Source organism: Cellvibrio fontiphilus (assembly GCF_042646205.1).
Taxonomy (GTDB): Bacteria; Pseudomonadota; Gammaproteobacteria; order Pseudomonadales; family Cellvibrionaceae; genus Cellvibrio; species Cellvibrio fontiphilus_A.
In genome coordinates this window covers 813204-829681 of the sequence record NZ_JBHRTF010000002.1, presented here as the reverse complement: position 1 = coordinate 829681, position 16478 = coordinate 813204, and the positions used below count along the sequence as shown (strand labels likewise).

The 16478-nt window shown below is 49.8% G+C and carries 13 protein-coding genes and 1 tRNA gene; 10 read left to right on the top strand and 4 right to left on the bottom strand.

Annotated elements, in window-relative coordinates; all coding sequences use genetic code 11:
- Positions 1–28 precede the first annotated feature (28 nt).
- The gene (locus tag ACFODX_RS05430; protein WP_378116973.1) at positions 29–565 is read right to left on the bottom strand and encodes an XrtA/PEP-CTERM system exopolysaccharide export protein; all 537 of its coding nucleotides are present in this window, start codon (positions 563–565) and stop codon (positions 29–31) included.
- A 125-nt stretch (positions 566–690) separates the two neighbouring features.
- On the bottom strand, positions 691–2091 hold the full coding sequence (locus ACFODX_RS05425) for a TIGR03013 family XrtA/PEP-CTERM system glycosyltransferase (protein ID WP_378116833.1): 1401 nt from the start codon (positions 2089–2091) through the stop codon (positions 691–693).
- A gap of 227 nt (positions 2092–2318) precedes the next feature.
- On the opposite strand from ACFODX_RS05425, the gene tviB reads away from it, so the two are divergent.
- From tviB to rfbD, 10 genes are all read left to right on the top strand, one after another.
- A complete protein-coding gene (tviB, locus tag ACFODX_RS05420) occupies positions 2319–3593 on the top strand; it encodes a Vi polysaccharide biosynthesis UDP-N-acetylglucosamine C-6 dehydrogenase TviB (protein WP_378116831.1) in 1275 nt (424 codons plus the stop codon).
- 50 nt (positions 3594–3643) lie between these two features.
- Positions 3644–4651, top strand: coding sequence for an NAD-dependent epimerase (locus ACFODX_RS05415; protein WP_324257488.1), 1008 nt, complete (start codon positions 3644–3646; stop codon positions 4649–4651).
- 153 nt (positions 4652–4804) lie between these two features.
- Entirely contained in the window at positions 4805–5728 is a 924-nt protein-coding gene (locus tag ACFODX_RS05410) for an XrtA system polysaccharide deacetylase (protein WP_378116828.1), read from the top strand.
- Positions 5729–5854: 126 nt separating this feature from the next.
- A tRNA-Arg gene (locus tag ACFODX_RS05405) sits at positions 5855–5931 on the top strand.
- A gap of 82 nt (positions 5932–6013) precedes the next feature.
- A complete protein-coding gene (locus ACFODX_RS05400) occupies positions 6014–7420 on the top strand; it encodes a mannose-1-phosphate guanylyltransferase/mannose-6-phosphate isomerase (RefSeq protein WP_378116826.1) in 1407 nt (468 codons plus the stop codon).
- A gap of 13 nt (positions 7421–7433) precedes the next feature.
- Positions 7434–8870 carry a phosphomannomutase gene (locus tag ACFODX_RS05395; protein WP_378116824.1) on the top strand — a complete coding sequence of 479 codons (1437 nt, stop codon included), beginning with the start codon at positions 7434–7436 and terminating at the stop codon, positions 8868–8870.
- A 42-nt stretch (positions 8871–8912) separates the two neighbouring features.
- Positions 8913–10241 (top strand): UDP-glucose dehydrogenase family protein, encoded by a 1329-nt coding sequence (locus ACFODX_RS05390; protein ID WP_378116822.1) that lies wholly within the window; start codon positions 8913–8915, stop codon positions 10239–10241.
- A gap of 11 nt (positions 10242–10252) precedes the next feature.
- On the top strand, positions 10253–11320 hold the full coding sequence (gene rfbB / locus ACFODX_RS05385) for a dTDP-glucose 4,6-dehydratase (RefSeq protein ID WP_378116820.1): 1068 nt from the start codon (positions 10253–10255) through the stop codon (positions 11318–11320).
- A 60-nt stretch (positions 11321–11380) separates the two neighbouring features.
- Positions 11381–12256, top strand: a complete 876-nt coding sequence (rfbA, locus tag ACFODX_RS05380; RefSeq protein ID WP_378116818.1) for a glucose-1-phosphate thymidylyltransferase RfbA — start codon at positions 11381–11383, stop codon at positions 12254–12256.
- Positions 12253–13131 (top strand): dTDP-4-dehydrorhamnose reductase, encoded by an 879-nt coding sequence (rfbD, locus tag ACFODX_RS05375; RefSeq protein ID WP_378116816.1) that lies wholly within the window; start codon positions 12253–12255, stop codon positions 13129–13131. Before rfbA ends, rfbD begins: the two co-directional genes overlap by 4 nt.
- Here rfbD and ACFODX_RS05370 read toward each other — a convergent pair.
- Entirely contained in the window at positions 13128–14525 is a 1398-nt protein-coding gene (locus tag ACFODX_RS05370; RefSeq protein WP_378116814.1) for a hypothetical protein, read from the bottom strand. The two genes, rfbD and ACFODX_RS05370, sit on opposite strands and share 4 nt — an antisense overlap.
- Before the next feature lie 5 nt (positions 14526–14530).
- Positions 14531–16471 carry an acyltransferase family protein gene (locus tag ACFODX_RS05365; RefSeq protein WP_378116812.1) on the bottom strand — a complete coding sequence of 647 codons (1941 nt, stop codon included), beginning with the start codon at positions 16469–16471 and terminating at the stop codon, positions 14531–14533.
- Between the last annotated feature and the right edge of the window lie 7 nt (positions 16472–16478).

Sequence of the window (16478 nt, the reverse complement as noted above, 5' to 3'; positions counted from 1 at the left end):
TGATCTGCAAAAAGTTAAGACTACCGAATCAGAAGGCGCGCTCGGGCACACTGACAATATCCGAAGGCTGCAAATCATAATTGGTAGCAACCTCGCCATCCGCCATAAGGTCATCCAAACGAATACGATAGACCTTCACTTCACCATTAATACGACGATAGAGTTTGGCGTTATTAGCCGAGGCAAACTCGTTGGGCCCACCGGCAATCAGCACCAGATCCAATACCGTCATGCCTTCGCGATAAGGGATAGATTGGGGCGATCTGACCGCGCCGGTGATCCGCACCCGGCGCTGGAAATCCGAGCTGCTGGGGTTGGCGACAATCACCGTGACTTGAGGATTGCGCACATAGGATGACAGGCCGGTGGTAATTGCCGCCGACAGTTCGGTCGCGGTTTGATTGGCCGCTAAAATATCGCCGATTAATGGCATAGACACCTTGCCATCGGGGCGCACAGGAACTGCCAGTGATAGCTCTGGATTGCGCCAAACGTTGATCTGGATTGAGTCACCGACACCAATGCGATATTCGCTGAGCAGCCCCGCTTCCGACAGGGGAGGCATATCCGAAGGTTTGGTGCTACAACCAGCCAGAATCACCAGGCCCATCAATTGAACCAGCCAAAGTATTTTTCTCACGGAACATCTCCTTCGCAGTGGTTGCGATTAAAAAGTGGCAGTGCAGATGATCAATGCACACCCTTGCCCAACAGAACGATCTCTACCGTCTGGATCATGATAAGCATATCCATGAGAAAACTGTGGTTCTTGGTGTAATAAAGATCGTATTGAAGTTTGTTTTTGGCGTCTTCGACAGAGGCGCCATAGGGATATTTAAGCTGTGCCCACCCCATAAGACCGGGCTTCACTTTGTGACGAGTTTCATAGAAAGGAATCTGCTTTGCAAGATCCACCACAAACTCCGGGCGCTCCGGCCGAGGGCCGACAAAGGACATCTCACCGACCAGCACATTGTAAAGCTGGGGCAGCTCGTCGAGCCGGGTGTTGCGGATGAAAGCGCCAACGCGGGTAACACGCGCATCATTTTTCTTGGCCCATACCGCGCCATTTTTTTCCGCATCCTGACGCATACTGCGAAATTTGTAGATACGGAAAGGTTTACCGTTGAGACCGACGCGCGTCTGGTAATAGAGCACTGGCCCGGGGCTTTCCAAACGCACCGCAATGGCGGTTAACAACATAAACGGCCACAGCACCAATACAAATAATGAGGCCAGTGTCAGGTCAAAGATGCGTTTGGCGATTGAACGCCGCTTGGAGTATTTGAAGCCGTCGGAAAAAAGCATCCAGCTGGGCTGAAGCAAGGTGATATCAATTTTGCCCAACTCGCGCTCACAAAAACTCAGCGCATCACTGGACGGCACTCCCGCTAATTTACAATCCAGAAACTGGCTTAACGGAAAGGTATTGCCACCTGAACGACGGCGCTCATCGGGTGCAATTACAATTTCAGAAATCTGCGTACTGTTTACATAAGCCAACCAATCGGCAGGCTCAGCCACAACCAACCCAGGCGCCACACAAACTTCCTCATTAGCGCTCGGCACACAACCAATAATTTTCACACCCAGAGCATTCATTTCAGGCTCCAGATCTTCCAACAGTTTTTGTGCACGCGCACCCGCACCGTAAATAATGACCCGGCGCTTGAGCTGATCAGCATCAACTACTTTGACAAAAATAAGGCGGATAACAATCAGGGTCGCAGTAGAGATTAAAACGCCCCAAAAAATCTGCGCCTGGGGAATTAGCCCGCCTAGCAGCGCGCTGAGGATGTACAAGCCCAAACTGCCTAACAGGAAAAAGCTCACCAGCGTGCGCAACACCATGCTGGAAAAACCTTCGCGCACCAGAGCGGTATAAACTCCCATAGAAAGGGTGCAGCAACTTAGCAGTACTGCAAACACCACTAACCCCAAGGCACTAAATTCCAACTCACGCGTGGGATCTGCAGCGGCAATCAACTGGTTTGCCGCCCAAAAGGACAAACCCAATAAAATAGCTTCAGCAATACCAAGGAAGAGATAAGGCAGATGAATATAGTGTTTATTAAGTCTGATATAAGACAAACGCGATTCCTTCAGGCAGATTGTGAGTAAACGTTTTTGAGCCGCGCATTATAGCGACATTGTGTGACAAAAGCTTGATTGGCAACGACGGCATTTTGTCACATTATTCAGCACCCTCACCCTGCCGCCGCCAAGTGTCGACTTACACACAGCACGATGCAAAAAATGGCGGCAAATGTGGTAACTTAGCGCCTCTTTGGATTCACCTTTCGCTAAGGAATTTTCCCATGCTCGCAAGCAACCCCTCGCTTTGCATTATCGGTTTAGGTTATGTCGGTCTACCACTTGCGGTGGAGTTCGGCAAAAAATTGAATACTGTTGGCTTCGATATCAATCCGGCGCGAGTCGATGCATTGCGCCAGGGTATCGACAGCACGCTGGAATTGACGGCGGCTGAATTGGCCGAGGCAAGCCACATCAGCTACACCACGCGCGAAGACGATATCAAAGGGCGGGATGTGTATATAGTCACTGTGCCCACGCCCATCAATGACAGCAAACAACCCGACCTTACCCCACTGGAAAAAGCCTCTGCGCTGCTCGGTCGCGTGATTAGCAAAAATGCGATTGTCGTATTTGAGTCAACGGTTTACCCGGGCTGCACTGAAGAGATTTGTGTGCCCATTATCGAGAAGGTATCGGGCCTGAAATTCAATCAGGACTTTTTTGCCGGCTACAGCCCCGAGCGCATCAACCCGGGCGACAAACAACACCGCGTGCACAACATCACCAAAATCACCTCCGGCTCTACGCCTGAAGTCGCGGAATTTGTGGATCAGCTGTACCGCAAAATTGTGGTGGTGGGCACCCACAAAGCCAGCAGCATTAAAGTTGCTGAAGCCGCCAAGGTGATTGAAAACACCCAGCGCGATATCAACATCGCCCTGATCAACGAGCTGTCATTAATATTCAAGCGTTTGAATATAGATACGCTGGAAGTGCTGGAAGCCGCGGGCACCAAGTGGAACTTCCTGCCCTTCCGCCCCGGTTTGGTGGGCGGCCACTGTATTAGTGTTGACCCCTACTATCTAACCCACAAAGCACAGCAAGTAGGTTACAACCCCGAAGTGATCCTGGCTGGCCGCCGTATCAATGATGGCATGGGCACGTTTGTGGCGGATTCCGTGGTCAAAATGATGACCCAGCGCAAGTGTCATGTGGTGGACTCCAATATTCTGATTATGGGTTTGACCTTCAAAGAAAACTGCCCCGACCTGCGCAATACCCGGGTGATCGACATCATCAATGAACTGAAAAATTACAACGCCAATGTGCACGTGTACGACCCCTGGGCCGATGGCGCCGAAGCCCAGCACGAGTACGGTTTGGAATTGATAGAGTCACCCAAGGCGGGCAGTTATGACGCTATTATCCTGTGTGTAGGCCACGATAAATTCCGCGCTATGGGCGCTGCCGAAATCCGCGCACTGGGCAAAGGCAATCACGTGCTGTTCGACGTAAAACATATTCTCCCCAAAGATGCCGTAGATGCTCGCCTCTAAGCGGGCGCATCCCATCAGGCACAGCGGTCAGGATTAATAAAGGAAGCGTTATGAAAGTATTGGTGACAGGTACCGCCGGTTTTATCGGCTCAACTTTGGCAAAGCGCCTGCTGGCACGGGGCGATGAGGTTGTGGGTATAGACAACCTCAATGATTACTACGATGTGCAAATCAAAAAAGACCGTCTTGCCCATCTCACCGGCAACAGCGGCTTTACCGATATTCGCTGCAACCTGGAAGACAAGGCCGCCATCGACAATGTGTTTAAAACCCACAAGCCCGATCGCGTAGTGAACCTAGCTGCACAAGCCGGCGTGCGCTACTCGCTGGAAAATCCGCAGGCTTATATAGATGCGAACATCACCGGGTTTTTGAACATTCTGGAAGGCTGCCGCCACTTTGGCACCGACAATTTGGTCTACGCCTCCAGCAGCTCGGTGTACGGTATGAATACCGCTATGCCGTTTGATGTGCACAACAACGTGGATCACCCCGTCAGCCTCTACGCCACCAGCAAAAAAGCCAATGAGCTTATGGCGCATACCTACAGCCATCTGTTCAAAATCCCCACCACCGGCCTGCGCTTTTTTACCGTCTACGGCCCTTGGGGTCGCCCGGACATGGCGCTGTTTATCTTCACCAAAAAGATTCTCGCCGGCGAGCCGATTGATGTTTTCAACTACGGCAACCATCGCCGCGATTTCACCTACATTGACGATATAGTTGAAGGTGTCGTGCGCACGCTGGATAACGTCGCCACTCCCAACCCGAATTGGAGCGGCAACACCCCGGATCCAGCCACCTCCAGCGCGCCCTATCGCATCTACAACATAGGCTCCAACAATCCGGTAGAGCTGTTGCGCTACATTGAAGTGCTGGAAGACTGCCTGGGCAAAAAGGCGATTAAAAACCTGTTGCCACTGCAGGCCGGTGACGTGCCCGACACCTATGCCAATGTGGACGCACTGATTGAGGATGTGGGCTACAAACCCACCACCCCGGTGGAAGTCGGTATTGAAAACTTTGTGAAGTGGTATCGCGACTACTACAAGGTGTAAACAGAAAGCTGTAGGGTTATAAATAAAGCACTGCACAAGGCAGTTTATTAAAGGATGTAATGTGGCAAGCTGGGATGCGCGGGCCAAATCAGTTGAAGTTACCAATAAAACGGCATCGCAAGATGCCGTTTTATTAACCAAAGGCTAAATGCAATGAAACAAAACGCCATCACCCATGCCATGACCGTGGACGTAGAGGACTACTACCATGTAGCCGCTTTTGCCAAGGTGATAAAACCCAGCGAGTGGAATAATTGGCCAGCGCGAGTGGAACAAAACACCGAGCGTTTATTGCAACTTTTTGCTGATCACAATATAAAAATTACATTTTTTATTCTGGGCTGGGTAGCGGAGAAGTACCCACAACTGGTGAAAAAAATCCACCAACAAGGCCATGAAATCGCCTCCCACGGATTTAGCCACCAGCTGATTTACACCCAAACACCGGAAGTATTTCGCGCCGAGACAGCCAAGTCCAAACAGATTCTTGAGGATTTGACCCAGACGCCAATTACCGGCTACCGCGCCGCCAGCTATTCCATTACCCGTAAGTCGCTCTGGGCCTTGGATATTCTCGCCGAGCTGGGATTCACCTGGGACTCCAGCATTTTTCCCACCCGCCACGATAATTACGGCATTCCCGGCAGCCCTGAAGAGCCCTACCGGATTATTACCAGCAGCGGCGCCAGCCTGCTGGAGTTCCCGCTCACCACCGCCAAGGTGCTGGGGCAATCTATACCCGCAGCGGGAGGCGGTTACTTTCGCCAATACCCCTATGCACTCTCCAAATGGCTGTTTGAGCGCGCCAGTTTGAACCAGACCAAACCGCAAATTTTTTACCTGCACCCCTGGGAAATAGACCCGGAACAGCCGCGCGTGCCTAATGCCAGCTGGTTCAGCAACTTTCGTCATTACACCAATCTCAAGCGCTGCTTGCCGCGCCTGGAAAAAATGCTCGGCGATTTTCACTTTGGCACCATGAGCGAGAGCTTGGGCACAGCGAAGGTAGAACAGACATTAAGGCTCAGTGAACTTGCCCGGGAACAAACTTCCAAACAATCGCCAGTGTCAACCTAGACGACACTGGCTAAGCCCAGTAGAATCGCGCCCGTTCACGCAAGTTGGACAACTATTTGCAAGCAATTCCGGGCAGGAATCGCCATCAGAAATCGAAAATACTGCACAACAGCATAATTTCACCAAGCACCCGTAGCTCAGCTGGATAGAGTAGCGGCTTCCGAAGCCGTTGGTCACAGGTTCGAATCCTGTCGGGTGCGCCATTTTCCGTTTGCGATTCAATACACTTAGTCCATTGAACCCGGTTGCCGTTTTTTCGGGTTCATAACCTTCAAGGAGGCAGTGATGATACTACCCGTAATTATGGCCGGAGGTTCAGGAAGTCGCCTGTGGCCACTGTCCCGCGACTTGATGCCCAAGCAGTTTTTGAATCTGGATGGCAAATCCACCATGCTGCAGGCCACCATCAAACGCCTCAATGGTTTGGATACCCTACCCCCGCTGGTGATTTGCAACGAAGAACACCGCTTTATTGCCGCCGAGCAATTGCGCCAACTGAACCAGCTCAACAACAACATCATCCTCGAGCCTGCCGGTAGAAATACGGCCCCGGCGATTGCGCTGGCCGCCTTGGCTGCGCTCAAAAAAGGGCTGGACCCATTGCTGCTGGTACTGGCCGCCGATCACATCATTCTGGATGAAGTCGAATTCCGTCGCATAGTCTGCGCGGCTATTCCCTGCGCCGAACAAAATAAGCTGGTCACCTTTGGCATAGTACCTACTGCACCCGAAACGGGTTATGGCTACATCCAAGCGGCCAATTCACAAGCAATTGCCGGCGCCGAAACCGCTTATGTGGTGCAGCAGTTTGTTGAAAAACCCAATCTGCAAACGGCTGAAAAGTATCTCGCCAGTGGCGACTACTACTGGAACAGCGGTATGTTCCTGTTCAAGGCAAGCGTTTATCTGGACAACCTGAAAGAGTATCGCCCGGATATTTTTGCCGCCTGCGAATTGGCCATGGAAAATATCGACCCCGACCTGGACTTTATCCGGGTCAATAAAGATGCTTTCCTGAAATGCCCCGATGACTCCATCGACTATGCAGTGATGGAAAAAACCGACAGTGCGGTAGTGATTCCGCTGGACGCGGGCTGGAGCGATGTGGGCTCCTGGTCCTCACTGTGGGAAGTTTCGGAGAAAAATATCGAGGGCAACTCCCACAAAGGCGATGTGCTTTCCTTTAATAGCCAGAACAATTACGTGTTTGCCGAAACAGGCCTGGTGGCGACTGTGGGGCTGGAAAATACCATTGTCGTGCAAACCAAAGATGCCGTGTTGGTGGCCTCCAAAGATCACGTGCAAGATGTAAAAGCCATAGTGCAAAACCTGAAAAAAAGCGGGCGCCCCGAGCATCGAGTCCACCGCGAAGTCTACCGCCGCTGGGGTAAACAGGATTCAATCGATACTGGCTATCGCTATCAAGTTAAACGCATTACCGTGATGCCAGAACAAAAAGTCTCCATGCAAATGCACCATCACCGCTCCGAGCACTGGATAGTGGTGTCAGGTACCGCGCGGGTGAATGTAGCAGGCAAGGAATCCATTCTCACCGAAAACCAATCCATCTATATCCCGCTGGGCACGGCGCACTCACTCGAAAACCCGGGCAAGATCCCGCTTGAACTGATCGAGGTACAGTCCGGCGCCTATTTGGGCGAAGACGATATAGTGCGTTTTTCCGAGCGTTAAGGTGGACAAAGTCATGACAAAATTACTCAACGAAATTATTGGCCAAAGCGGTATCAGCTTTGGCACTTCCGGCGCACGCGGTCTGGTTGTCGATTTTACTGACGAGGTAGTCGCCAGTTTTACCCAGAGTTTCCTGCGTGTTATGCAGCGCGAATTTAGTGTCAAACGCCTTGCCATTGGTATTGATAATCGCCCCAGCAGCCCGGTCATGGCAGCCGCCTGCGCCGGTGCCGCCGAAGCCTTGGGCGTGGCAGTGGATTATTACGGTGTATTACCCACGCCGGCCCTGGCTTACCAGGCGATGCAAGATGGTGTGCCGGCCATTATGGTGACCGGCAGCCATATCCCGTTTGATCGCAACGGCCTCAAGTTCTACCGCCCTACCGGGGAAATCACCAAAGCCGATGAACTGGCAATTGTCGATACCCGTGAAAACCTGACCACCTTTGATGCCAAACTGCCGGAGGTTAACCCGGCGGGCGCCGCCAATTACATCCAACGGTATTGCGCGGTGTTCACCCCGGGCATAATGCGAGGCTTGCATATCGGCCTTTATGAACACTCCAGCGCCGGCCGCGACCTCTATGCCGATCTGTTCCGTAGCCTGGGTGCCGAGGTGACCAGCCTTGAGCGCACCGACACCTTTGTGCCCATAGACACCGAAGCCGTCGCCGATGCCGATGTAGAAAAAGGTCGTCGCTGGTCACAGGAATATGGTTTTGATGCGATTTTTTCCACCGATGGCGATGGCGACAGACCACTCATTGCGGATGAAAACGGCAACTGGTTGCGCGGCGACATAGTTGGCCTATTGTGCGCGCGCCAATTGGGCATTAACGCGCTGGCGGTTCCGGTAAGCTGCAATAGCGCCATTGAACAATGTGGCGCCTTTGCCGAGGTTGCCCGCACCAGAATCGGCTCACCTTATGTCATTGCTGCATTGGAAGAGCTGGCCAGCAGCCATGCCGCGATTGCCGGGTTTGAAGCCAACGGCGGGTTTTTATTGGGCTCCGATGTGCAGCTCAATGGCAAATGGCTCAAAGCCTTACCCACCCGCGATGCACTCCTGCCCGGTATTGCGCTTATCGCGGCGGCAGCCAGTCACAGTTTGTCGGCGCAGGTGGCTTCACTGCCCGCACGGTTTACGGCCAGCGATAGAATCCAGAATGTGCCTACAGCAACCAGTAAAACCTTGATTGCCGAGGCTAGCGGGGATCAATCAGCGCTACTCAAGCTGCTTGGCATAAGCGACAAAACAGTAAGCGCTGTTAATACCACCGATGGTTTGCGTATCCGTTTTGATGATGGCGAGATTATTCACCTGCGCCCTTCCGGTAACGCACCCGAGTTACGCTGTTATGCCGAAGCAAATGATCAGACCCGCGCGGCTGCGCTGGTAAAACAAGTGCTCGCGAAACTCCAGGCCAATTTAAGCCAGGTTGTTTCCTGAGTAGAAACCGGATTTTTCTCTTTACAAAGGAACTAAGTCACCATGAAAGTTACCGTATTTGGAATTGGCTATGTCGGCTTGGTGCAAGCCGCGATTCTGGCTGAAGTGGGCCACGATGTGGTTTGTGTAGATGTGGACGCCGATAAGGTAGAGGCTTTGAAACAGGGGCGAATCCCGATTTATGAGCCCGGCTTGGAACCTTTGGTCAAAGAGAATTTTGCCGCCGGCCGCTTGAGCTTCACCATCGATGCCGCACTGGGGGTTAAACACGGCGAAGTCCAGTTTATCGCCGTGGGCACACCGCCCGATGAAGATGGTTCGGCAGATTTAAAATACGTACTCGCCGTAGCCAGCACCATTGCCGAACATATGGAATCCCACAAAATTGTGGTGGATAAGTCCACCGTGCCGGTGGGTACTGGTGACAAAGTCAAAGCCAGTATCACCGAAGTACTTCAAGCCAAAGGCAAAACCGAACTTACCTTTGATGTGATCTCCAACCCCGAATTCCTCAAAGAGGGTTCAGCCGTTGCCGACTGTATGAAGCCGGACCGCATCGTTATTGGCACCGACAACAAGGACGCCGAAGATGTAATGCGCGAGCTTTATGCGCCGTTCAATCGCAACCACGAAAAAATCATCGTGATGGATGTACGCAGTGCAGAGCTGACCAAATATGCCGCCAACTGCATGCTTGCCACCAAAATCAGCTTTATGAATGAAATGGCCAACCTCGCCGAAATCCTTGGCGCAGATATTGAGGCAGTGCGTCATGGCATTGGTAGCGACCCACGTATTGGCTATCACTTCATCTACCCGGGTGTGGGTTACGGCGGCTCCTGCTTCCCCAAAGATGTGCAGGCGCTCATCCAAACCGCAGACCAAATCAAGTTTGACGCCAAGGTGCTAAAGGCCGTCGAAGCGCGCAACAATGAACAAAAAACCACTCTGTTCAATAAAATCAGTAAGCATTTTGGCGGAGAACTCAAAGGCAAAACCTTTGCACTCTGGGGCCTCAGCTTCAAACCCAACACTGACGACATGCGCGAGGCACCATCGCGCGTATTAATGGAAGCGCTCTGGGCGGCCGGCGCCAAGGTACAGGCTTTTGACCCGGAAGCCATGAACGAAACCCAGCGCATTTACGGTAACCGCGACGACCTGCTGTTGTGCGGCACCAAAGAAAGCGCGCTGAAACATGCCGATGCGCTGATTATTGTGACCGAATGGCAAGCCTTCCGCGCACCGGATTTTGACTTGGTTAAAGACATGCTCAGCCAAGCCACGATTTTTGATGGCCGCAACATGTATGACCCTAAACGTATGGCCAAACGCGGTTTTAATTACTACTCGGTTGGCCGCCAGCAATAACGGGATTGGTTATGAAAATTTTGGTTACCGGCGGCGCCGGATTTATCGGCTCTGCCGTTGTACGCCATATCATTAATAACACCGATGACTCGGTAGTTAATCTGGATAAACTCACCTACGCCGGCAACCTGGAATCACTCACCAGTGTTGCCGACAATGCTCGCTACGCTTTTGAGCAAGTAGATATTTGTGACCGCGCCGGGCTGGATAGAGTATTTGCCCAGCATCAACCCGACGCGGTGATGCATTTGGCAGCAGAAAGCCATGTGGATCGCTCCATCGACGGCCCTGCCGCGTTTATCGAAACCAATATTGTCGGCACCTACCAGTTGTTGGAAGCCAGTCGCGACTACTGGAAAAACCTGCCAGAAGCCCGCAAAGCCGCATTCCGCTTTCATCACATTTCCACCGATGAAGTTTACGGCGACCTCGAAGGGCCGGAAGATTTATTCACCGAAACCACACCCTATGCCCCCAGCTCGCCCTACTCTGCGAGCAAGGCCAGCTCCGACCACCTGGTGCGCGCCTGGCGCCGGACCTATGGCCTGCCAACCCTGGTTACCAACTGCTCCAATAATTATGGCCCCTACCACTTCCCCGAGAAATTGATTCCGCTGGTCATACTCAATGCGCTGGAAGGCAAGCCCCTGCCGGTTTACGGTAAAGGCAACCAGATTCGCGACTGGCTCTTTGTGGAAGACCATGCCCGCGCCCTTTACAAAGTGGTTACAGAAGGCGCTATCGGCGAGACGTACAATATCGGTGGCCACAACGAGAAACAAAATCTCGATGTGGTACTGAAAATTTGCGAATTGCTGGATGAGTTGCGCCCTCTGGCCTCCACTGACCTGCCCATCAACGCGCATCGCGAACTGATTACTTTTGTGCAGGATCGCCCCGGCCATGATATTCGCTACGCAATTGATGCCAGCAAAATCAAACGCGAACTAGGTTGGTCACCCGAGGAAACCTTTGAGTCAGGTATTCGCAAAACCGTCATTTGGTATTTGGAAAACCTGACCTGGGCGCAGCGCGTCCAGGATGGCAGCTATCAGCGTGAGCGCCTCGGCAACCAATAATCCAATCTATGCATCCTCAACCGGCGTTGGCGATGCGTATTCAAAGCACCAGGATTTTTTATGAAAGGCATTATTCTCGCAGGGGGCAGCGGCACTCGCCTCCACCCCATTACCAAGGGTGTGTCCAAACAGCTGCTGCCGATCTACGACAAACCAATGATTTACTACCCGCTATCGGTGTTGATGCTGGCAGGCATTCAAGACATTCTCATCATCACCACCCCAGAGGATTCCGCCAGCTTTATGCGCCTACTGGGTGATGGTTCGCAGTATGGAATCCGTTTGAATTACGCCGTGCAACCAAGCCCGGATGGTTTGGCACAAGCCTTTATTATTGGTGAAGGCTTCATCGGAAAAGACAATGTCTGCCTGGTGCTAGGCGACAACATTTATTACGGTCATGGCCTCACCCAACACTTGCACAATGCTGTCAAACGTAAAACCGGCGCAACAGTATTTGGTTATCACGTCAATGATCCGGGCCGCTTCGGAGTAGTGGAATTTGACCAACAAATGCGCGCTATTTCCATCGAAGAAAAACCTGCAAAACCCAAATCCAATTATGCAGTGACGGGTTTGTATTTTTACGATAACGACGTAATAGAAATTGCCAAATCCATTAAACCCTCTGCTCGCGGTGAGCTGGAAATTACCAGTGTTAATAATGCGTATTTAGAGCGTGGCGATTTAAATGTAGAGCTGCTTGGCCGTGGTTACGCATGGCTGGATACCGGCACTCACGATAGCTTGCTTGAAGCTGGTCACTTTGTGCAAACCATTGAACATCGGCAAGGCTTAAAAGTTGCCTGCCTTGAGGAAATTGCCTTCGCCAACAAATGGATCAACAAAGAGCAATTAATTGCTGAAGGCAAAGCACTGGCAAAAACCGGATACGGTCAATATCTGTTAAAAATTGCAGAGCAGGCAAAAGCATGAAGATTGTAGTTACCGGTGCTAACGGTCAGGTCGGTTATTGCCTGCAACAACAGTTGCGTGAGCAGGATTTTGATTTTGTCGCACTTACCCGCAGCGAATTGGATATCAGCGATACTAATGCAGTAAACACCTGTATTGCCGAGCTAAAACCTGATGTGATTATCAACGCAGCAGCCTACACAGCAGTAGACAAAGCCGAACAAGAACCTGAGCTAGCTTATGCGATCAACCGCGATGGCCCGGCTAATCTTGCACGTGCTGCAAAAACAGTAGGCGCTGCGATTTTGCATATCTCAACCGATTATGTATTTGGCGGTGATGCCAGTGGAAGCTACCGCGAAGAAGATGAGGCTGCACCACAGGGTATTTACGGGCAGAGCAAATTAGCAGGCGAACACGCGGTTATCGCCACCAACGATAAACATATAATTCTGCGCACTGCCTGGGTTTTTGGTGAGCACGGCAATAACTTTGTGAAAACTATGCTGCGCCTGGGTAGCTCGCGGGAGAGTTTAGGTATAGTGGCAGATCAAGAAGGCGGACCAACCTATGCTGGTGATATCGCCACGACATTAATCCAGATTGTCAAACACTATGCTTCGGGCAACCCAACTATTTGGGGCATTTACCACTACTCAGGTGCACCGCATATCAGCTGGTTTGGTTTTGCGCAGAAAATTTTTTCCGCAGCAGAAAAAACAAAGCTATATAACAAAGCGATTCCACAGTTGAATGCTATTGGCACTGCTGATTACCCGACCCCCGCCAAACGCCCCGCAAATTCCAAATTGGATTGCAGCAAAATTGAAAAAAATTTTGGTATCAAACCAAGCAATTGGGGCGCGGCGCTGGAGAATATTGCCCGCTATAGTTAGCGGGTAATATCTGACTCCTTAAAAATACTTAGCTTCTCCGCTCTCATTTGCTCAACAACACTGGTGCAATAATCATTTGCACAACGACCTATATACACAGCAAGCGCTTGCGAATCTATAGGCTCCTTCAACAGCTCCGCCTTTGCATTGCTAAAGTAGGATTCAATATATTGATCCTGCCAATATTTAAAGACTGCAGAACCAGAATATGTGCACAGTAAAATAACTGCGGCAGAAGTGAAGACTCTGCGTATTTGCACAGTGTGCGTTATGCAAAAGGCAGCAATTCCAACGCCCACGTAAATCAGCGTAAACAGGCGCACGTAACGCGGCTCATCCATAACCGACACACCGTAATCCTGATATCGGGAAATAAAAATCAACGCCCAAGTCATCATGCTGTAACCAATAAAAAGCAAGGGCAATTGGGATTTTTGCCAGCCGCGTTCATTAAAATAGTAATACAACATCCAAGCTGTAAATATAAATCCACAAATACCAAGCCCAAACTGCAAAATTGGCGCATTGCGCTCGCCGACAACATATTTGAGAATATTAATATCCACTAGCGGCTGACTAAATATGGACATAAATGAGATCAATGTATCAGCCGGGTTACGCAGCATGGCTATAAGTGTGTCAACACGCGAATGTGCACTGATACCTATGCCCTTTCCCAACAAAAAATATTGCAATACAAAAAAAGCAGTGATTACTGCCATTATAAGAAAAAACGGTTTACGTTTTGCGGGTACAAAAATGGCGTTAATAAGCAAAGCGAACAGGCACATAAAAACTGCCGCCATACCAATAGTGTCAGCCAATACTAAACAACCAAGCATTGTCGCCAGCAAAAGCTTCAGGCCTACTCTGCCCTGCAGGAAGGAATCCAGCATCAACAAGGTAATGATGGCAATAAAAAAATACACATATTCAAATACTACAAGCAACCAAGGAAAATCGCTGGTGATACAAAAATAACCGACACTGAGTATAAGAATCGGAGCAAGGCTGAAATTTATATCTTGAAATAAATAACGCTTGCAATACACCAGTAAAGCAACATAGGTGCTCAAATAGAACAACAAACCCAGGTAGCTAAAATACCGAAAATCCAAACTCAGGTAGGAATAATCGAACCACAAAAATAGTAGAGCTAAATAATGTGAATGGGACAAAAAAGCATATTCACCTAATAAATACTGACCTAAGCCAATCTCACCACGTTGCAGCGGAAATAATAGTTCTTTAACCCAACGCCACTCATCACTGAGTGGAATACCGAAGGTAACGCCAAGAATAAAAACTGCATTAACGGCAACAAATAGAACAGCAATCAACCACAGCTGGCACTGCCTCCATAGCCTCTGGATATTCATAAAAAAACCATACATGGTATTTACTCCGAACTTAATGGTTTTGGCAGGCCCAACTGTACTAGCGGCTGCTGATATTCGGAAGCGATAAGCTTGGCCAGATATTGGGCAAAACCATAGGACAAATGGTGTTCGTCATAAAACATAGGCTCACCATTTGCAAAGGTTAAGCAGCTCTCAAGTTTTCCATCGGGGCAGAGCAAATCAAACTTACTGATGTAGAGATACTCTAACGTTTTTACTTCTGGCACTATTGATTGATCACGCTCATCCGTTTTGAAATAATTTATATATTCAGGCTTTTTGCAGGCATCAAAACTTCCTTCTTTATTGCGGATAGTGGCACACCCCAAGGATGTCTCCAAATAACTACCAAGAACAATCAACTTTAGAGCGCTATTGCGCTGCTGGATATGTGCGAGTGCCGCCCACAAATCCCGCGCAACATATTCAAAGCCGGTGTGATTGCTGTAAACAACATGCGTCAACTTACTGATAAATTCCGGATTGTTTAACGTTTCAAATCGACGCTGACAGTCCAGAGCTTTTACTGGCGAAGATAATCCCTGTTCATTAATTATAAAGTTACAATCGTTAACTGTTCCGAAGGAAATAATATTGACCTTCGCGTTAGCACCATACAAATAGTTAAAGATATTGTAGCCATCTGGCTCATGGGAGTTGCCGAACAATAGGATCTGGATTGGACGCTCCATATGACAGCGTTCGGTATTTTCCAGCACCAGTAGATTGCAGCCCGAATGCAAATCGATAAAACGTTTGCTTTTCCCTTCTTCTATTTGTGAGGCTGTGAGCGGAGCCGATGAGAAGCGCCAGGGCCAACCATCAGAGAATTTCAAGGTAAGGCCGAATATACAAAGCAACAACAAACCTGCCAGCGAACCAGGATATACCCAACGCTTTTGCCAACCGCTGCTTGCAAAGCGGAAGGGGCGCTCAACTGCAAAAAAACTAATCAAGGCCAATAAAAATGACGCAACCAGCATTGCAGAAATAACGGTAAACGAACTCACATCCGTTAATACATACCGGGTAAATGAATAGATTGGCCAGTGCGCAAGATACAGCGAATAGCTCAATAGACCAATGGCGACCGCGAGCTTGTTCTCAAAGATTATTTTGCTGGCCATGCTACCGCCAGACAAAATAATTAATGCTGTGCCTATACAAGGAGGAAGTGCATTGAGGTAAGGAAAAACAGAGGTATCTGTAAGAGTCACCACACTGTAACTAATCAAACCAAGACCAATCACAGCGAAAACATTGCGCACAAATTGGCTTAGTTCGAGGCGCTTTTCCAGCAGCACACATGCCGCACCTATGGCGAATTCAAAGCCTCTGAACGGCGCCCAGAAAAATAGTGTGTCAGCAAAACCTGGTTCCGCAGTTTTCACATAGTGAAAATTCAAATAGAAACTGATTAAAGCAACCAGCGTAATACCGATTGCTATATTTAGTCGATTGCGCAGCAATAATAAAAATGCTGGCCACACTAAATAAAACTGTTCTTCAACACTGAGTGACCAAGTGTGTAATAGCGGCTTGAGATGTGCCGCCGAATCGAAGTAGCCACTCTCAAACCAGAACAAGATATTTGACACAGACAGTGCAGCGGAAGCGAGCGCACCGCCATGCTGAACCAGATTTTCAGGCGCAAAAATTATTAAGGCAGCAAGAGTAGAGAGCGACAAAATAAAAATTAGCGCAGGAAATAGGCGGCGAATTCGGCGTTTATAAAAATTCAAAAAACTAAAACTACCGGTAGTTTCAATCTCGGCAATTAAAATACGGGTAATCAGAAATCCGCTAATGACAAAAAAAATATCGACCCCGACATAACCGCCAGAGAATCCACTAATACCAAAATGAAAAAAGATAACGATAAGAACAGCAAGTGCCCGCAATCCATCGACATGCCGTAAATATTCACGCTTGGCATCCATTAACTTT